Raw genomic sequence first — 18,390 nt, 5'->3', positions numbered from 1 at the left:
TCAAGAAGGATGGATACCGCGAAGCTGCTGTCGTCAGTGCCCACCGGACTGTGGATCGGTGGTGAAGAACGCCAGACGTCCTCGACGTTCGACGTGCTCGACCCGTCCGACGACTCCGTGCTGACCTCCGTCGCCAATGCGGGAGCCGAGGATGCGGTCGCCGCGCTCGACGTGGCCTGCGGCGTGCAGGCCGAGTGGGCGGCCACCGCCCCGCGCGAGCGCGGCGAGATCCTGCGCGCGGTCTTCGACACCATCACCGAACGCGCCGAGGACATCGCCACGCTGATGACCCTCGAGATGGGCAAGGTGCTGCGCGAGAGCATGGGCGAGGTCACCTACGGCGCCGAGTTCTTCCGCTGGTTCGCCGAGGAGGCCGTGCGCATCGCGGGCCGCTACACCCCGAGCCCGGCGGGCAGCGGCCGCGTCCTGGTCACCAAGCAGCCGGTCGGCCCGTGTTACGCGATCACGCCGTGGAATTTCCCGCTGGCGATGGGCACCCGCAAGATCGGCCCGGCGCTCGCCGCCGGCTGCACGATGATCGTCAAGCCTGCGCAGGAGACGCCGCTGACCATGCTGCTGCTGGCCAAGCTGATGGACGACGCGGGTCTGCCCAAGGGTGTGCTGTCGGTGCTGCCGACCAACAACCCGAAAGACGTCACCGCCGCGCTCATCGACGACGGCCGGCTGCGCAAGCTGACCTTCACCGGCTCCACCGGCGTCGGCAGGGCGCTGGTCAAGCAATCGGCCGACAAGCTTCTGCGCACCTCGATGGAACTCGGCGGCAATGCGCCGTTCGTGGTGTTCGACGACGCCGACATCGACGCCGCCGTCGACGGCGCCATCCTGGCCAAGATGCGCAACGGCGGCGAAGCGTGTACCGCGGCCAACCGCTTCCACGTCGCGAACCCGGTGCGCGAGGAGTTCACCGAGAAGCTGGTCAAGCGGATGAGCGAATTCACGCTCGGCAAGGGTCTCGACGAGTCGGCGACGCTGGGACCGTTGATCAACGCCAAGCAGGTCGCCACCGTCACCGAACTGGTGGCAGACGCGGTAGACCGCGGTGCGACCGTCGCCGTCGGCGGCGAGGCCCCCGGCGGCCCCGGCAACTTCTATCCCGCGACGGTGCTGACCGACGTGCCCGCCGACGCGCGAATCCTCAAGGAGGAGGTGTTCGGCCCCGTCGCGCCGATCACCGGCTTCGACACCGAGGAGGATGGCATCGCCGCCGCGAACGACACCGAGTACGGGCTGGCGGCCTACATCTACACCAGGTCGCTGGACCGTGCGCTGCGCGTCGCGGAGGGCATCGAGTCCGGCATGGTGGGCGTCAACCGCGGCGTGATCTCCGATCCGGCGGCGCCGTTCGGCGGCGTCAAGGAGTCCGGCTTCGGTCGCGAGGGCGGCTTCGAAGGCATCGACGAGTACCTCGAGATCAAGTACATCGCGCTGACGAAGTAGGCCGACACGCCGCCGCGCCTGCACCCCCGCGTCCGTCGGCGAAGGCAAGATTTCGCAAGTGAATGCGCGTCGCTCCGTCGCGCCCGCTGATCGCCGCTCGCTGTCCGACATTCGCTCCTCGCGTGCGCATCGGCGTGGCGAGATTCCCGCCCTCGACGGCATCCGCGCCGTCGCTGTCGCACTGGTACTCGCCGACCACGGCGGCATCCCGGGCGTCACCGGCGGCTTCCTCGGCGTCGACGTCTTCTTCGTGCTGAGCGGCTTCCTGATCACGTCGCTGCTGCTCGACGAGCATGCCCGCACCGGCCGAATCCGGCTGCGCGACTTCTGGATTCGCCGGGCCCGCCGATTGCTGCCCGCGCTGCTGGTCATGGTGCTCGCAGTGGTGGCGGCGCGGGACCTCTTCTCGACCGAGGCGATCTCGGCGCTGCGCGACGACGCCGTCGCGTCGTTCTTCTGGGTGGCCAACTGGGCGTTCGTCGCCCAGCGCACCGACTACTTCGCTGTGGGCGCACCGCCGTCGCCGCTGCAGCACACCTGGTCGCTGGGGGTCGAGGAGCAGTACTACCTGCTGTGGCCGCTGCTGCTGATCGCGGTCGGGTTCGTGTTCTGCCGGCGCGACCGGCTGCACCTGCGGTGGGTGGTGTTCGCCCTGGCGACCGCGGGCGCGATCGCGTCGGCGACGGCGGCGATCGTGTTCGTCAACGACGGGTCGCTCAACCGCATCTACTTCGGCACCGACACCCGTGCGCAGGCGCTGCTCGTCGGCGCCGCAGCGGCGGCCCTGCTGGTGCGGGACTGGACGACGGTGACCATGGCCGGGCCGGTGATCCGGACGCGGTGGCTGCGGTGGGCCGCCCGCATCCTGTCCGTCGTCGGCATCGCGGTACTCATCTTCGCCGTGCACACCGCGACCGGCAGCGTCGGCGACTTCCGCGCCGGCCTGCTGATCGTCGTGGCGCTTGCGGCAGGTCTGGTGATCGGGGCGGTGGCAATGGACCAGGACGGACCCGCCGCGCAGGTGCTGGCGTGGCGGCCGCTGGTCTGGCTGGGTGCGATCTCCTACGGCGTCTACCTGTGGCACTGGCCGATCTTTCTGGTGGTCAACGGGGAACGCACCGGATGGTCCGGTTGGTCGTTGTTCGCCCTGCGGTGCGCCGCCACGCTCGCGGTGGCGGCGCTGTCGTGGTGGCTGCTGGAACAGCCCATCCGACGCTGGCGACCGGTGATCGTGCCGATGCTGCCGCTGGCGGGCGCGACGGCTGCCACCGCCGCGGTCGTCACGATGACCGTGCTGCCGGTCGGCGTGCCGTCCGCCCCGGTGCAGGATTCGCGCATCGACTCCGCCGCGCTGGTCGCACCGGAGATTCCGGTCGAGGTGCAGCGCACCGTCGCCCACGAGCCCGGCACCAAGACCGTCGCGGTGTTCGGCGACTCGGTCGCGTGGACGTTGATGCGCTACCTGCCCGAAACGCCGGGGCTGGCGATCACCGACTACACGACGATCGGATGCGGCATCGCGCGCGGCGGGCCGTACCGGTACGTCGGGCAGACGCTGAACCAGAAACCCGAATGCGATTCATGGCCGAGCAGGTGGTCACAGCGCATCAAACACGACCGCCCCGACGTGGTGCTGCTGATCGTCGGCCGGTGGGAGGTCGTCGACCGGATGAACGAAGGCCGCTGGACCCACATCGGCGAGCCGGCCTACGACGCCTATCTGCGGGCCGAACTCAATCGCGCGCTCGACATCCTGTCCTCGACCGGCGCGCGCGTCGTCGTCACCACCGAGCCCTACAACCGGCGCGCCGAGAAACCCGACGGCAGCCTCTATCCGGAGGACGACCCGGATCGCACCGACGATTGGAACGCCTTGTTGCGCAGCGCCGTCAAGTACCGGCAGAACGTCTCGGTGCTCGACCTGAACCGCAAGCTGGGCCCCAACGGGGGCTACACCAACCGAATCGACGGCATCCGGATCCGCAGCGACGGCGTGCATCCGACCCCCGAAGCGGTGGAGTGGCTGACGCCCTGGCTGACCGACGCGCTGCGCTAGTGATTTCGGTGTCGCCAGTTGCGGTCAGCGCAACCAACTACACCGAAATCACGTGAGATCAGTGGCCGAGGCGACCGCGGCCCAGGCGCAGCAGCAGCATCGCGAGGTCTTTGCCGTCGGGGCCGAGTTCGCTGTAGCGCTCGATCACCTTCATCTCCCGGCTGTGCACCAGGCGGGTTCCGCCGGACGCCATCCGGGCCTGGCCGATCAATTTGGACACCTCGGTGCGGCGCTTCACGGCCGCGAGGATCTCGGCGTCGAGCCGGTCGATCTCCTGGCGCAGGTCATCGATATCGGGCACGGGCTCGGTTTCGGTCGTCATGGGATTCTCACCGCTCTCGTTGTGTGGGTCTGGTCTCGTCCGGTTCCTTTAGGCCTCACACAAGAGGCGTGCCGCGGATCACCGAAGCGGACCGCGGAGGCTCTTGGGAAGCAGCTAGACCACGGGTACCGCGGACCGGTACCCGTAGAAAAATCGCTGTTTGCTGAGCACGAGACAAAGTGTGCCACCAACAGCCCTGCCAGCGCAAAGCTCGATACGCGGTTCGACCGCGGGGATGTCCCTGCGCAGCGGTAAGTTCGGTAGTGACATGACCCAGATGAACCTGGCCCCCGAAACCGACCAGCTGCTCGAGGGGCTCAACCCGCAGCAGCGCGAGGCCGTCCTGCACCAGGGCTCACCGCTGCTCATCGTCGCCGGTGCCGGCTCCGGCAAGACCGCCGTGCTCACCCGCCGGATCGCCTACCTGCTGGCCGCTCGCGACGTCGGCGTCGGGCAGGTGCTGGCCATCACGTTCACCAACAAAGCCGCCGCCGAGATGCGCGAGCGGGTGGTGGCCATGGTGGGTCCCAAGGCCAGGAACATGTGGATTTCCACCTTCCATTCCTCGTGCGTACGGATCCTGCGCAACCAGGCCTCGTTGATCAAAGGCCTGAACTCCAACTTCTCGATCTACGACGCCGACGACTCGCGGCGCCTGCTGCTGATGATCGGCAAGGACATGGGGTTGGACACCAAGCGGTACTCGCCGCGGCTGCTGTCCAACGGCATCTCCAACCACAAGAACGAGTTGATCGGGCCGGAACAGGCAGCGGCCGAGGCTTCGGAGGCCGGTGAGGAGCTGCCCGGCATCATCGCCGAGGTCTACGCCGAGTACCAGCGGCGCCTGCGCGCGGCCAACGCGCTCGACTTCGACGACCTGATCGGCGAGACAGTCGCTGTGCTGCAAGCGTTTCCGCAGATCGCGCAGTACTACCGGCGCCGGTTCCGGCACATCCTGGTCGACGAGTACCAGGACACCAACCACGCCCAGTACGTGCTGGTGCGCGAATTGGTCGGCACGGCGGCCTCGCAAGACGATCCAGCCGGGGTGGCACCGGCCGAACTGTGCGTGGTGGGCGATGCCGACCAGTCGATCTACGCGTTCCGCGGTGCGACGATCCGCAACATCGAGGACTTCGAACGCGATTTCCCCAATGCCACAACGATTCTGCTCGAACAGAATTACCGCTCGACGCAGAACATCCTGAACGCGGCGAACTCGGTGATCTCGCGCAACGCCGGCCGCCGGGAGAAGCGGCTGTGGACCGACGAGGGCGACGGTGAGCTGATCGTCGGCTACGTCGCCGACAACGAACACGACGAGGCCCGGTTCGTCGCGCAGGAGATCGACGCGCTCGCCGACCAGGGCGGGTATTCCTACAACGACTTCGCGGTGTTCTACCGGACCAACAACTCGTCGCGCTCGCTCGAAGAGGTCTTCATCCGCGCCGGCATCCCGTACAAAGTCGTTGGGGGAGTGCGCTTCTACGAGCGCCGGGAGATCCGCGACATCGTCGCCTACCTACGGGTGCTGGACAATCCCGGCGACTCGGTGAGCATGCGCCGCATCCTCAACACGCCCCGTCGCGGCATCGGCGACCGAGCCGAAGCCTGTGTCGCGGTGTATGCCGAGAACACCGGGCTCAGCTTCAACGACGCCCTGCAGGCGGCCGCCGAGGGTAAGGTGCCGATGCTCAACACCCGTGCGGAGAAGTGCATTTCGGCGTTTGTGGACATGCTCGACGACCTGCGTGGCCGTCTCGATGGTGAGCTCGGCGAGCTGGTGGAGGCGGTGCTCGACCGCACCGGCTACCGCGCCGAACTCGAGTCGTCCAGCGATCCGCAGGATCTCGCGCGGCTCGACAACCTCAACGAGTTGGTCAGCGTCGCGCACGAATTCAGCACCGACCTGGCCAACGCGCAGGCACTCGACGAGGACGAGCCCGTCGATGAGGACATCCCCGACACCGGGGTGTTGGCGCAGTTCCTGGAGCGGGTGTCGCTGGTGGCCGACGCCGACGAACTGCCCGAGCACGGCGCCGGAGTCGTAACGATGATGACGTTGCACACCGCCAAGGGCCTCGAGTTCCCGGTCGTGTTCGTGACCGGCTGGGAGGACGGCATGTTCCCGCACATGCGGGCGCTCGGCGATCCCACCGAGTTGTCCGAGGAGCGCCGCTTGGCCTACGTCGGCATCACCCGGGCGCGACAGCGGCTCTACGTCAGCCGGGCGAAGGTCCGCTCGTCGTGGGGTCAGCCGATCCTCAACCCGGAATCGCGCTTCCTCAAGGAGATTCCGCAGCACCTCATCGACTGGCGGCGCACCGACCCGACACCGTCGTTCAGCGCGCCGGTGAGCGGCGCGGGCCGGTTCGGCTCCCCGCGACCGTCGCCGACGCGGTCGGGAGCGGGTAAGCGGCCGTTGCTGGTGCTCGAGCCCGGCGACCGGGTCACCCACGACAAGTACGGGTTGGGCCGGGTCGAGGAGGTCACCGGGGTGGGGGAGTCGGCGATGTCGCTCATCGACTTCGGCAGCTCCGGCCGCGTCAAGCTGATGCACAACCACGCGCCGATCAGCAAGCTTTAGCCCGAGCGCTCCCAGCGGCCCGTCGCGGGCAGGGCCGCGAGCACGATGCTGGCCAGCGGCAGCACCGGGATGGCGTACACCGCGGCGGGCAGCTTGGCGCCGGCGACGAACAGGCTGGAGAAGATCAGCAGCGCCACCACCGCCCCCACGACGATCAGCCACCGGCTGACCCAGCGGCGCAACAGCAGCCCGATCAGCCCGGCGATGAGGGCGGCCGCAGAGATCGCGGTCAGGAAGCCGACCGCGACGCAGAACAGGCGATCGGTGCGCCACCAACCGGTGATCAGGTCGGTGGCGATGACGGCGGTGGCCCAACCGGTCAGGATGCTCACGGCCGCCGCGGCGATCGCCGGCTTCGGGCTGGCCGGTCGGGGCTGGGTGGGAGACACGGTGACCGGCCGGGCCCGGGGGATATAGCTCGTCTGCGGCTCGGCCTCGGCGACGGGAATCGCGCCGGTGGGGTGGCGGCGGATGATGCTGGTCTGCGGGTCCTGACCGGTGGGGATCTCGCCCGTCGGATGGCGGCGGATGATGCCCGTCTCAGCGTTCGACGGTGTGCGCCGCGGAGGTTCTGCCCGTCCCTCGTCGGGGTCGTCGTCGCCGGCCACTTGGCCAGACTAGTTCGACGGGTTCAGCCCGCGCTTGGCCAGCCAACCCACCGGGTCGACGCGGTCGGTTCCGTTCAGGTGCACCTCGAAGTGCAGATGCGGTCCGGTCGAGTTGCCGGTGTTGCCCATCTTGGCGATCTGGTCACCGGCCCACACCCGCTGTCCGACCTCGACCTCCCACGCGCTGAGGTGGCCGTACAGCGTCACGGTGCCGTCGGCGTGGCGCAGCTTGACCATGTTGCCGTAACCGGCATACGGGCCGGCGGAAACGACCACGCCGTCGGACGCGGCGAGCACGGGTGTGCCGATCGAGTTGGCGATGTCGATCCCGGCGTGTAGTGCCCCCCAGCGATAGCCGAAGCCCGACGTCCACACGCCCCTGGTGGGCATCACGAACATCGGCCGCTGCAGGCGTGCTTCGCGTTCGGCACGCTCCTGGGCGAAGGCCGCGGCCTTCTGGATCTCCTCGGTGTGCAGCGCCGAGCTGGCGGCGGGCGTGACGGCGACGATCTGCATGCCGTCCGTCGTGCCGCCGACCGCGTTCGCGAGGGCGTCCTGGTCGACGGCGAGCACGGTCTGCGACGACGACTCCTGCGCGGCGTTGGCCATCGAGTACGCCCCCGCGGCAGTCGCGCCGACCGCCATCGCTGCGACCATCAGCCGGCCCTTCACCGGGATCTCTTGCTTGCGGTGCTGGCCTCCGCGGCCGCCGATGTTGATCACGTCGGTGGCGGCCATGCCGTCGCTGGTGTCGGTGTTGCTGTCGCGGTAGGCATGCGAGCGGCGCGCGTGGCGCGGCCCGGCCTGGAACTCCGAGGGGACCGCCAGCCGCAGCGGCACGAGGTCGTCGGTGTCGTTCAGATCGTCGAGTTCGGGGGCGTGGATGACCTGTGCTTCGCGGTCGAACGCGCTGTTCTCACGGAAGTCGGCGTCGCCTCCCAAATCGGGCAAGCCGCCGAACTCGTTGAACGGAATGATGTCGGTGACTTCGGCGGGGGATTCGCTTACGCGGCCGTCTATTTGCCGGTTCGTCGATGATCTGCGATGAGATCCAGACGAACGGTGCGCAGCCAACGTGAAGGGTCCTTGCTTGTCGTGAAGGTTGCCGTGATCGAAACGTTATCGAAGCCAGAGGCACGTTAACCAAATCCCAATGAAGGCTGCAACCTGTGCGGCTATTCCGCGAGCGAATGTGACTTGTATCACTGCGGCCGAGCGGTGAGATCTGCCACATGACAGGTGGGCGGTGCCATCGCGTTCCACGGGTGTGGATAAAGTTCCCCCGAGCCTTCGGCCCAACAACTCCGCAATCGACGCGCTAGAGACAGGGACGTTCCAAAGCCAATGGATCTCTTCGAATATCAGGCGAAAGAGCTCTTCGCCAAGCACAACGTACCGACCACACCGGGTCGGGTGACCGACACCGCCGAGGACGCCAAGGCGATCGCCGAGGAGATCGGCAAACCCGTCATGGTCAAGGCGCAGGTCAAGACCGGCGGCCGCGGCAAGGCCGGCGGCGTGAAGTACGCGGCCACCGCCGACGACGCGTTCACCCACGCGCAGAACATCCTCGGCCTCGACATCAAAGGCCACATCGTCAAGAAGCTGCTGGTCTCCGAGGCCAGCGACATCGCCGAGGAGTACTACATCTCGTTCCTGCTCGACCGCGCCAACCGCACCTACCTTGCGATGTGCTCGGTCGAGGGCGGCATGGAGATCGAAGAGGTCGCCGCCACCAAGCCGGACCGGCTGGCCAGGGTGCCCGTCGACGCCACCAAGGGCGTCGACGAGGCGTTCGCGCGTGAGATCGCCGAGAAGGGGCACCTGCCCGCCGAGGTGCTCGACGCGGCCGCGGTGACGATCGCCAAGCTGTGGGAGGTGTTCGTCAAAGAGGACGCCACGCTGGTCGAGGTGAACCCGCTGGTGCGCACTCCCGATGATCAGATCCTCGCGCTGGACGGCAAGGTCACGCTCGACGGCAACGCCGACTTCCGTCATCCCGAGCACGCCGAGTTCGAGGACCGCGACGCCACCGACCCGCTGGAGCTCAAGGCCAAGGAGCACGACCTCAACTACGTCAAGCTCGACGGTGAGGTCGGAATCATCGGCAACGGGGCGGGCCTGGTGATGTCGACGCTGGACGTGGTCGCCTACGCGGGCGAGAAGCACGGCGGCGTGAAACCGGCCAACTTCCTCGACATCGGCGGCGGCGCCTCGGCCGAGGTGATGGCCGCGGGCCTGGACGTGATCCTGCACGATGCGCAGGTCAAGAGCGTGTTCGTCAACGTGTTCGGCGGCATCACCTCCTGCGACGCGGTCGCCAACGGCATCGTCAACGCGCTGAAGATCCTCGGCGACGAGGCCAACAAGCCGCTCGTGGTCCGACTCGACGGCAACAACGTCGATGAAGGCCGTCGCATCCTGGCGGAGGCCAACCACCCGTTGGTGACCGAATTGGGCACGATGGACGAAGCCGCCGACAAAGCCGCCGAGCTGGCGAGCAAATCTTAAGGAGAGATGACCGATGTCTATTTTCATCAACAGAGATTCCAAGGTCATCGTCCAGGGGATCACCGGCGGCGAGGGCACCAAGCACACCGCGCTGATGCTCAAGGCCGGCACGCAACTGGTCGGCGGCGTCAACGCCCGCAAGGCCGGAACCACGGTGTCGCACAAGGACTCTGACGGTAACGACGTCGAGCTGCCGGTGTTCGGCACCGTCGCCGAGGCGATGAAGGAAACCGGCGCCGACGTGTCCGTGGTGTTCGTACCGCCGAAGTTCGCCAAGGACGCGATGATCGAGGCCATCGACGCGGAGATCCCGCTGCTCGTGGTGATCACCGAGGGTGTTCCCGTGCAGGACACCGCCTTCGTTTGGGCCTATAACGTCGAGAAGGGACAGAAGACCCGCATCATCGGCCCCAACTGCCCGGGCATCATCACGCCCGGCGAGGCGCTGGCCGGCATCACGCCCGCCAACATCACCGGCCCCGGCCCGGTCGGCCTGGTGTCCAAATCGGGCACGCTGACCTACCAGATGATGTTCGAACTGGGCGATCTGGGCTTCTCGACCTCGATCGGCATCGGCGGTGACCCGGTCATCGGCACCACGCACATCGACGCGATCGAAGCGTTCGAAAAGGATCCCGACACCAAGGTCATCGTGATGATCGGTGAGATCGGCGGCGACGCCGAGGAGCGGGCCGCCGACTACATCAAGGCCAACGTGAGCAAGCCGGTCGTCGGCTACGTCGCGGGCTTTACCGCGCCCGAGGGCAAGACCATGGGTCACGCCGGCGCGATCGTGTCCGGGTCGTCCGGTACCGCGCAGGCCAAGAAGGAAGCGCTGGAGGCCGCGGGGGTGAAGGTCGGCAAGACGCCGTCGGAGACCGCGCGCCTGGCCCGGGAGATCCTCCAGGGCATGTAGTCCTGGCCGGTGTGAAGTTCACCGCAGGATTAGGACCACGTTCCACCGGTCGATTAGCCTGACGAATTAACACCCGTCAGGAGGTCTGTAATGGTCGATCCCCGGACCCCGGTCATCGTCGGCGTCGGACAGTTCACCGAGCGGATCGACGATCCCGACTACCGGGGCATGTCGGCGGTCGACCTCGCCACCGAGGCGGTGCGCGCGGCGCTGGCCGACACTGGGGCGGAGGCTTCCACAGTCGCGAAGGCGATCGACACGGTGTACGGCCTGCGCCAGTTCGAGATCTCCGGTCCGATGCCCGCGACGCTGGGAAAGTCGAACAACTATCCGCGTTCGGTGATGCGGCGGGTCGGCGGCGATCCCGCGCGAGTGGTGCTCGAGCCGGTGGGCGGGCAGGGTCCGCAGAAGCTGGTCACCGAGGCCGGAAACGCCATTGCCGCCGGTGAATTCGACGTGGCGATGGTGATCGGCTCGGAGCCGGGATCGACGGCGCGCTACTTTGCGAGCCGGGACGAGAAGCCGGACTTCACCGAACACGTCGACGGCCAACTCGAGGACCGCGGACATCAGATCCACCAGTACTTCACCGAGTACACCGCCTCGCACGGATTGACCGGCGCAGCAGTGCAATACGGCCTGCTGGACAACGCGCGGCGCCGCCGGCTCGGGCTGGGTGTCGCCGAATACCGGCGGGAGATGGCCGAATTGTTCGCGCCGCTGTCGAAAGTGGCTGCCAAGAACCCGTTTTCGTCATCGCCGGTCGAGCGTTCGGTCGAGGAGATCGTCACCGTCACCGACGACAACCGGATGATCTGCGACCCGTATCCCCGCCTGCTGGTGGCACGCGATCAGGTCAACCAGGGTGCCGCAGCGATCATGATGTCGGTGGCCGCCGCACGGCGCCTCGGGGTGCCCGAGGAGAAGTGGGTGTATCTGCACGGCCACTCGGACATGACCGAGCAAGGCCTGCTGGACCGCGCCGACCTCGGCGCGAGCCCCGCGGCCGTGCACGCCGCGCGGGAAGCCCTGCGGGTGGCCGGAATCGGTGTCGACGACCTCGCGACTCTCGACCTGTACAGCTGCTTCCCCTTCCCGGTCTTCGTGATCTGTGAAGCGCTGGGCATCGATGGTGACGACCCGCGTGGCCTGACGGTGACCGGCGGCTTGCCCTACTTCGGCGGGCCGGGCAACAGCTACTCGTTGCACGCCATCGCCGAGACGGTCACCCAATTGCGCGACATCCCGAGCCGATTCGGCTTTGTGGGCGCCAACGGCGGCACGATGAGCAAGTACTCGGTCGGCATCTATTCGACGCTTCCTGCCGATTGGCGGGCCGACCGCAGCGCAGAACTGAATGCGGAAGTCGCTGCGCTGCCGACGGTTCCGGTCACCGAGCGCCCCGAGGGGCGCGCCACCATCGAGACGTACTCGGTGCGGTACGACTGGCCGGTGCGCACCGGGATCATCGTCGGCAGGCTCGACTCGGACGACTCGCGGTTCCTGGCCATCTCCGAGGAGGACGACCTCGTCGCGCTGATGTCCGACGGCGACCCACTCGGGGCGGCGATCACGGTGCGCCCGAGCGACAAGGTCAACCGCGCGAGCCTGGCCTGACCGCAGAAGGACAGCCGTGAAACCACTCGCGCTTCTGGCCACGGTGCTCATGTTGGCCACCGCGTGTGCGGAGCAGTCATCGCAGGACACGCTGACGGTGTTCGCCGCGGCGTCGCTGAAGAGCGTGTTCACCGAAATCGGCAAGCAGTTCGAGGCGGACAACCCCGGCGTTCGGGTGGAATTCGCCTTCGCCGGATCGTCCGACCTCGTCACGCAGTTGACCCAGGGCGCGCGCGCCAACGTGTTCGCCTCCGCGGACACCAGGAACATGGACAAGGCCGCGGCGGCGGGACTGCTGGCCGGCGACCCGGTGAACTTCGCGTCGAACACGCTGACCATCGCGGTACGACCGGGAAACCCCAAACACATCAACGCGTTACGTGACCTCACCCGGCCCGGCGTCAGCACCGTCGTGTGCGCACCGCAGGTCCCCTGCGGTTCGGCGACGCAGAAGGTCCAGCAGGCCGCAGGCGTGGAACTGTCGCCGGTCAGCGAGGAGTCGTCGGTCACCGACGTCCTCAACAAGGTCACCAGCGGCCAGGCCGACGCCGGGATCGTCTACGTCACCGACGTCCGGGACGCAGGGGCCGACGTCACCGCGGTTGCGTTGCCCGAAGCCGCCGACGCGGTCAACGTCTATCCCATTGCGACGCTGAAGGAGTCGTCACGGCCCGACCTCGCACGGAAATTCGTCGACGCGGTGACCGGCGAGGCGGGCCAGAAGGTGCTCGGCGCAGCGGGCTTCGGCAGGCCCTGATCACACCAGCGCGGCCAACTTGCCCGCCAGGCGCTCGACGTAGGCGGCGACGTCGTCGGCGGACCTGTCGGGGAGCCCGAACAGCACCTCGGTGACACCGAGATCGGCCCAGCGGGCCAGTTTTTCGGGATCCGGCTTGAAATCCAGCGCGACGATCTGCGGCGCTCCGTCGCGACCCGCGGCCGCCCAGGTGTCCTGCAGCAGCTTCACCGGTTCGTCGATGTCGAAGTCACGCGGCGTGGTGATCCAGCCGTCCGCGGACCGGGCGATCCACTTGAAGTTCTTCTCGGTGCCCGCGGCGCCGACGAGGACCGGGATGTGCGATTGCACGGGCTTGGGCCACGCCCAGCTGGGCCCGAAGTTGACGAATTCGCCGTCGTAGGACGCTTCCTCCTCGGTCCACAGCGCCCGCATCGCCTCCAGATACTCGCGCAGCATGGTGCGTCGCCGACCGGGCGGCACGTTGTGGTCGGCCAATTCGTCGGTGTTCCAGCCGAACCCCACCCCGAGGCTGACGCGGCCACCCGACAGGTGGTCGAGCGTGGCGATCGACTTCGCCAGCGTGATGGGGTCGTGTTCGACCGGCAACGCCACCGCCGTCGACAGCCGAACGCGCGAGGTCACCGCGGCCGCAGTGCCGAGGCTGACCCAGGGGTCCAGGGTGCGCATGTAGCGATCGTCGGGCAGCGACTCGTCGCCCGTCGTGGGGTGCGCCGCCTGCCGCTTGATCGGGATGTGGGTGTGCTCAGGCACGTAGAACGTGGTGAAGCCGTGATCGTCGGCCAGCTTGGCGGCCGACGCGGGAGTGATCCCGCGGTCACTGGTGAACAGCACGAGCCCGTAGTCCATGCCCGAATTAGAACGTGTTCTAGTCAGAAGGGCAAGCGCAAGGTCGGAGACGAATGTTCACGGCGATCGGGCGAACCGGTGCACGTCTCGGGCTGACCCGCTGTGCGCTAGCGTGGTTCCGAAGCCCGCCCGAGCACAGGAAGCACAGGAGAGGCCATGTCTTACCCGTCAGGTCCGCCCGGCAGCCCCGGATACCCGCCCGCACAGCAGCCGACCACCCAGTTCTCCGCGCCGACGCAACAGTTCGGCAAGACGCCGGACGTGGGGTCACCGGCCACCGGCGTCGCGAACAAGCTGCCGATGTATCTCGCCATCGCGGTGGCGGTGTTGGGGCTTGCGGTGTACCTGTCGAGTTTCGGGCCGCTGTTCACCATCTCCGCGTCCGAGTTCGGGGGCTTGGGCAGCATCAGCGGAACCTCGTTCGGTCTGGTGCTCGCCGTCGCGGCGGCGCTTCTGGCGGGTCTGCTGGCCGGGACGAGCCTGCTGCCCAAACAGTCCGTCTCCACGTCGGTGTACGCCGTGCTGGCGGTCGTCGCGTTCCTCTTGGTCATCGCCGAGGTGATCAACAGGCCGAGCGGCGCCGCGATCGACTGGGGCCTCTACCTGATCATCGCGTTCACGCTCTTCCAGGCGATCGTCGCGGTGGCGGCGCTGCTGTTCGAATCCGGCATCATCACCCCACCGGCACCACGGCAGAAGTACGACCAGCCCTACGGGCAGCAGTACGGCGCCCCTGGCCCGTACTACGGCCAGCAGCCGGGCCAGCATCACGGGGGACCGCAGCAGCGGCCGGGATATCCGTCGACCTACCCGGGCGGCTACCCGGGCGGCCCGTCGACGGGCGGCTACCTGTCGGCGCCGCAGCAGGGCCACCAAGGCCACCAGCAGGGCCAGCAGAGCCATCAGCAGGGCCACCAGGGGCCGCCGACACCGCCGACCGGATTCCCCACCTACGGCCAGCCGCCGTCCCAGTCGGCTCACACGTCGAATCCGACGACTCAGGCACAGCAGTCGTCTTCGTCGCAGTCTGGCCCGGCGCCGTCGTAGTCTGAGCCGCGCGTGCGTGACCTTCGCGCGGCAGCCTGACTGAGGAGCGGCCCAACCAGTGGATCAACGGCCAGTCGGCGCACGCCAGGCGCGTGAGCTGCTTCGGGTCGCGTTCGGGCCGTCGTTGGTGGCGCTTGTCATCATCGCGGCGATCGTCCTGCTGCAGCTGCTGATCGCCAACAGCGACATGACCGGCGCGCTCGGCGCGATCGCCAGCATGTGGCTGGGCGTGCACCTGGTGCCGGCGTCGATCGGCGGCGCCGAGTTGGGGGTGATGCCGCTGCTGCCGATGCTCGCGATGGTGTGGGCGACGGCCCGCACGACGGCCGCGGCCACCTCCCCGCAGGGCTCGTGGTTCGTGACGCGTTGGATCGTGGCATCGGCGCTGGGCGGGCCGCTGCTGATCGCCGCGATCGCGCTGGCCGTCATCCACGACGCCGCCTCGGTCCTCACCGACCTGCAGACCCCGCACGCGTTGCGCGCATTCGGCGGCGTGCTGGCCGTACACGCGATCGGTGCAGTCCTCGGCGTCGGATCGCGGGTCGGCCCGCGGCTGCTGGCGGCGTCCCCGTTGCCCGCATGGCTGCCCGACGCGCTTCGCGCCGCCGTCGCCGGTGTGCTCGCGCTGGCCGGGCTCTCGGGCGTGGTGATGGCCGGTTCGATGGTCGTGCACTGGTCGACCATGCACGACCTCTACTCGATCACGGATTCGACGTTCGGCCAGCTCAGCCTGACCGTGTTGTCGGTGCTCTACATCCCGAATGTGATCGTCGGTACGGCCGCGGTCGCGGTCGGGTCCAGCGCCCACGTCGGGCTCGCCACCTTCAGCTCGTTCACCGTGTTCGGCGGCGACATCCCCGCGCTCCCGGTGCTGGCGGCGGTGCCGTCGCCGCCGTTGGGCCCGGTGTGGGTGGCGCTGCTGATCGTCGCGGCGGCGTCCGCGGTGGCGGTCGGGCAGCAGTGTGCGCGGCATCCGCTTCCCCTGGGGCCCGCGATGGGCAAGCTGGCCGTCGCCTCGGGGGTGGCGGCACTGACCATGGCGCTGCTCGGCCACGCCGGCGGTGGGCGGCTGGGCAACTTCGGCGACGTCGGCGTGGACCAAGCCACGTTCGGTCCCGGGGTCTTCCTGTGGTTCGTCGTGATCGGCGCGCTCACGGTGGCGATGACCGGCGGCATCACCCGCAGACCGCGGGTGCCCAAGCCGGTGACGGCCGAACCGGACGACGAGGCCGGACCCGAACCCGAGCCGGACGACGCCGGAACCGACGAGCCAGCCGACGTCGAGCCCATCGAAAGCGAGGCCGACGTGCTGGCCGACGCGGAACCGGATCCCGAACCGGAGCCCGCGCCGCCGGCTGCCGGTCCGCCGGCCCCCCTCGACGACCCGGAGGAACACTTCGTCGCGGACGACGATGGAGGCGCTCCCGGAACCCGTTAGGCTGCCAGGCGTGCAGCAACCCCTCCGTGTGCCCCCGAAGGTGCCTGCACGGGTGGTGGTGCTGGCTTCCGGCACCGGTTCACTGCTGCGATCGCTGCTCGACGCCACCGGGGGGGACTATCCCGCGTCGATCGTCGCGGTCGGGGTCGACCGGGACTGCCCGGCCGTCGACATCGCCGCGGCGGCGTCGGTGCCGTCGTACACCGTGCGACTGCGCGACCACCCGGACCGGGCGGCGTGGGACGCGGCCGTCACCGAAGCCACCGCCGCACACTCGCCGGACCTGATCGTGTCCGCGGGTTTCATGAAGATCCTTGGCCCCCAGTTCCTTTCGCGGTTCCTGGGCCGGATCATCAACACCCACCCAGCCCTGCTGCCCGCGTTTCCGGGCGCCCACGCGGTGCACGACGCGCTGGCCTACGGCGTGAAGGTGACCGGTTGCAGCGTGCATCTCGTCGACGCCGGAACCGACACCGGTCCGCTGCTGGCCCAGGAGGCGGTGCCGGTGTTCGACGACGACGACGAAGCCACCCTGCACGAGCGGATCAAAGTCGTCGAACGACGGCTGCTGGTGGAAGTATTGGCCGCCGTGGCCGTCCGCGGCGTGACCTGGACAGGACGAAAGGCGATGATCGGATGACCGAAGGTAAGCGGCCGATTCGGCGGGCGTTGGTCAGCGTCTACGACAAGACGGGCCTGGCCGAACTGGCCCGCGGCCTGCACGAAGCGGGAGTCGCGATCGTATCCACCGGCTCGACGGCCAAAACCATTGCCGCAGCAGATGTTCCGGTGACGCCGGTCGAAGACGTCACGGGCTTTCCCGAGGTGCTCGACGGGCGGGTCAAGACCCTGCATCCGCGAGTGCACGCCGGCCTGCTGGCCGATCAGCGTAAACCCGAACATGTTTCGGCGCTCGTCGAGCTCGGTGTCGAGGCGTTCGAACTCGTCGTGGTCAACCTGTACCCGTTCACCGAGACCGTCGAGTCCGGTGCCAGTGAGGACGAGTGCGTCGAACAGATCGACATCGGCGGGCCGTCGATGGTGCGCGCCGCCGCCAAGAACCATCCCAGCGTCGCGGTGGTGGTCGACCCGCGCGGCTACGACGGCGTGCTGGCTGCGGTGCGAGCCGGTGGCTTCACGTTGGCTGAGCGGAAGAGGTTGGCGTCGTTGGCCTTCCGGCACACCGCCGAGTACGACGTCGCGGTCGCGTCGTGGATGGGTTCGGTGCTGGCGCCCGAGCCGGATGCCGCCGCGCCGCTGCCCGAGTGGCTCGGCGCCACCTGGCGGCGCGATTCGGTGCTGCGCTACGGCGAGAACCCGCACCAGCGGGCCGCGCTGTACCGCAACGATGCCGCGTGGCCCGGGCTCGCGCAGGCCGAACAGTTGCACGGCAAGGAGATGTCCTACAACAATTACACCGACGCCGACGCGGCGTGGCGGGCGGCGTTCGACCACAGCGAGATCTGCGTGGCGATCATCAAACACGCCAATCCCTGCGGCATCGCGGTCTCGTCGACGTCGGTGGCCGACGCGCACCGCAAGGCGCACGAGTGCGACCCGCTGTCGGCGTTCGGCGGCGTGATCGCGGCCAACACCGAGGTCACTGTCGAGATGGCCGAGACCGTCGCCGACATCTTCACCGAGGTGATCATCGCGCCGGCCTACGAAGCGGGCGCGGTGGAAGTGCTTGCGCGCAAGAAGAACATCCGCGTGCTGGTGGCCTCCGAGCCGCAGCCGGGTGGCAGTGAGTTCCGCCAGATCAGCGGCGGGCTGTTGCTGCAGCAGCGCGACGAGTTCACGGCCGCCGGCGACGATCCGGTCAACTGGACACTGGCGACCGGCTCACCCGCCGACCCCGCGACGCTCGCGGATCTGAAGTTCGCATGGAAGACCTGCCGGGCGGTGAAGTCCAACGCGATCGTCGTGGCCGCCGGCGGCGCCACCGTCGGGGTCGGCATGGGTCAGGTCAACCGCGTCGACGCGGCCCGTCTGGCGGTACAGCGCGCCGGCGATCGGGTGCGCGGCGCGGTCGCGGCGTCGGACGCGTTCTTCCCGTTTCCCGACGGGCTCGAGGTGCTGACCGACGCGGGCGTCAAGGCGATCGTGCATCCCGGCGGTTCGATGCGCGACGACCAGGTGACTGCAGCCGCCGAAGCAGCTTCCATCACGCTGTACCTGACCGGGGCGCGACACTTCGCGCACTGACGTCCGCCACGCCCCTGCG

At 68.5% G+C, this 18,390-nt stretch carries 14 protein-coding genes and 1 pseudogene; 11 read left to right on the top strand and 4 right to left on the bottom strand.

Annotated features, from left to right (window positions below; genetic code table 11):
- Nucleotides 1–9: 9 nt before the first annotated feature.
- The gene (locus AU185_RS12560; RefSeq protein ID WP_059098123.1) at nt 10–1,458 is read left to right on the top strand and encodes an NAD-dependent succinate-semialdehyde dehydrogenase; all 1,449 of its coding nucleotides are present in this window, start codon (nt 10–12) and stop codon (nt 1,456–1,458) included.
- A 100-nt stretch (nt 1,459–1,558) separates the two neighbouring features.
- Complete coding sequence (locus tag AU185_RS12555; RefSeq protein WP_172800276.1) at nt 1,559–3,514, top strand: acyltransferase family protein; 1,956 nt, start codon at nt 1,559–1,561, stop codon at nt 3,512–3,514.
- Between the two features lie 58 nt (nt 3,515–3,572).
- Here AU185_RS12555 and AU185_RS12550 read toward each other — a convergent pair.
- Nucleotides 3,573–3,872, bottom strand: a pseudogene (locus AU185_RS12550) (chorismate mutase); the annotation flags it as partial.
- 232 nt (nt 3,873–4,104) lie between these two features.
- On the opposite strand from AU185_RS12550, the gene pcrA reads away from it, so the two are divergent.
- A complete protein-coding gene (pcrA, locus tag AU185_RS12545; RefSeq protein ID WP_172800262.1) occupies nt 4,105–6,423 on the top strand; it encodes a DNA helicase PcrA in 2,319 nt (772 codons plus the stop codon).
- Here the strand turns inward: pcrA and AU185_RS12540 are convergent.
- The gene (locus tag AU185_RS12540) at nt 6,420–7,031 is read right to left on the bottom strand and encodes a hypothetical protein (protein ID WP_059098121.1); all 612 of its coding nucleotides are present in this window, start codon (nt 7,029–7,031) and stop codon (nt 6,420–6,422) included. The genes pcrA and AU185_RS12540 overlap by 4 nt on opposite strands.
- Nucleotides 7,032–7,040: 9 nt before the next feature.
- Nucleotides 7,041–8,105: a M23 family metallopeptidase gene (locus tag AU185_RS12535; protein WP_059098120.1), complete on the bottom strand. Its 1,065-nt coding sequence runs from the start codon at nt 8,103–8,105 to the stop codon at nt 7,041–7,043.
- A 270-nt stretch (nt 8,106–8,375) separates the two neighbouring features.
- On the opposite strand from AU185_RS12535, the gene sucC reads away from it, so the two are divergent.
- The 4 genes from sucC to modA all read left to right on the top strand — a co-directional run bounded on the left by sucC (nt 8,376) and on the right by modA (nt 12,832).
- Complete coding sequence (sucC, locus tag AU185_RS12530; protein ID WP_059098119.1) at nt 8,376–9,542, top strand: ADP-forming succinate--CoA ligase subunit beta; 1,167 nt, start codon at nt 8,376–8,378, stop codon at nt 9,540–9,542.
- Between the two features lie 13 nt (nt 9,543–9,555).
- The gene (gene sucD, locus AU185_RS12525; protein ID WP_059098118.1) at nt 9,556–10,458 is read left to right on the top strand and encodes a succinate--CoA ligase subunit alpha; all 903 of its coding nucleotides are present in this window, start codon (nt 9,556–9,558) and stop codon (nt 10,456–10,458) included.
- A gap of 90 nt (nt 10,459–10,548) precedes the next feature.
- A complete protein-coding gene (locus AU185_RS12520; RefSeq protein WP_059098117.1) occupies nt 10,549–12,075 on the top strand; it encodes an acetyl-CoA acetyltransferase in 1,527 nt (508 codons plus the stop codon).
- Nucleotides 12,076–12,124: 49 nt separating this feature from the next.
- Complete coding sequence (gene modA, locus AU185_RS12515) at nt 12,125–12,832, top strand: molybdate ABC transporter substrate-binding protein (RefSeq protein ID WP_059098434.1); 708 nt, start codon at nt 12,125–12,127, stop codon at nt 12,830–12,832.
- On the opposite strand, the gene AU185_RS12510 is transcribed toward modA, so the two are convergent.
- Nucleotides 12,833–13,681, bottom strand: a complete 849-nt coding sequence (locus tag AU185_RS12510; RefSeq protein ID WP_059098116.1) for an LLM class F420-dependent oxidoreductase — start codon at nt 13,679–13,681, stop codon at nt 12,833–12,835. It abuts the gene before it with no gap.
- A gap of 156 nt (nt 13,682–13,837) precedes the next feature.
- Between AU185_RS12510 and AU185_RS12505 the strand changes: the two genes are divergently transcribed.
- Genes AU185_RS12505 through purH form a run of 4 tightly spaced genes read left to right on the top strand, consistent with a single transcriptional unit; the run spans nt 13,838 to nt 18,371 of the window.
- Nucleotides 13,838–14,728, top strand: coding sequence for a DUF5336 domain-containing protein (locus tag AU185_RS12505; protein WP_059098115.1), 891 nt, complete (start codon nt 13,838–13,840; stop codon nt 14,726–14,728).
- A gap of 58 nt (nt 14,729–14,786) precedes the next feature.
- A complete protein-coding gene (locus tag AU185_RS12500; RefSeq protein ID WP_059098114.1) occupies nt 14,787–16,166 on the top strand; it encodes a cell division protein PerM in 1,380 nt (459 codons plus the stop codon).
- Between the two features lie 10 nt (nt 16,167–16,176).
- The gene (gene purN / locus AU185_RS12495; RefSeq protein ID WP_059098433.1) at nt 16,177–16,806 is read left to right on the top strand and encodes a phosphoribosylglycinamide formyltransferase; all 630 of its coding nucleotides are present in this window, start codon (nt 16,177–16,179) and stop codon (nt 16,804–16,806) included.
- Entirely contained in the window at nt 16,803–18,371 is a 1,569-nt protein-coding gene (purH, locus tag AU185_RS12490; protein WP_059098113.1) for a bifunctional phosphoribosylaminoimidazolecarboxamide formyltransferase/IMP cyclohydrolase, read from the top strand. Before purN ends, purH begins: the two co-directional genes overlap by 4 nt.
- The last annotated feature ends 19 nt before the right edge of the window (nt 18,372–18,390 follow it).

It is taken from the genome of Mycobacterium sp. GA-0227b (assembly GCF_001499855.1).
Lineage (GTDB): Bacteria > Actinomycetota > Actinomycetes > Mycobacteriales > Mycobacteriaceae > Mycobacterium.
This window is presented reverse-complemented; position numbering and strand designations above follow the sequence as displayed.

Bases quoted from the DNA above. Each gene is read 5' to 3' on its own strand.
- AU185_RS12505 (WP_059098115.1), top strand. From the start codon at position 13,838: ATGTCTTACCCGTCAGGTCCGCCCGGCAGCCCCGGATACCCGCCCGCA.
- AU185_RS12560 (WP_059098123.1), top strand. From the start codon at position 10: ATGGATACCGCGAAGCTGCTGTCGTCAGTGCCCACCGGACTGTGGATC.
- sucD (WP_059098118.1), top strand. From the start codon at position 9,556: ATGTCTATTTTCATCAACAGAGATTCCAAGGTCATCGTCCAGGGGATC.
- pcrA (WP_172800262.1), top strand. From the start codon at position 4,105: ATGACCCAGATGAACCTGGCCCCCGAAACCGACCAGCTGCTCGAGGGG.
- purH (WP_059098113.1), top strand. From the start codon at position 16,803: ATGACCGAAGGTAAGCGGCCGATTCGGCGGGCGTTGGTCAGCGTCTAC.
- AU185_RS12520 (WP_059098117.1), top strand. From the start codon at position 10,549: ATGGTCGATCCCCGGACCCCGGTCATCGTCGGCGTCGGACAGTTCACC.
- AU185_RS12510 (WP_059098116.1), bottom strand. From the start codon at position 13,681: ATGGACTACGGGCTCGTGCTGTTCACCAGTGACCGCGGGATCACTCCC.
- sucC (WP_059098119.1), top strand. From the start codon at position 8,376: ATGGATCTCTTCGAATATCAGGCGAAAGAGCTCTTCGCCAAGCACAAC.
- modA (WP_059098434.1), top strand. From the start codon at position 12,125: ATGTTGGCCACCGCGTGTGCGGAGCAGTCATCGCAGGACACGCTGACG.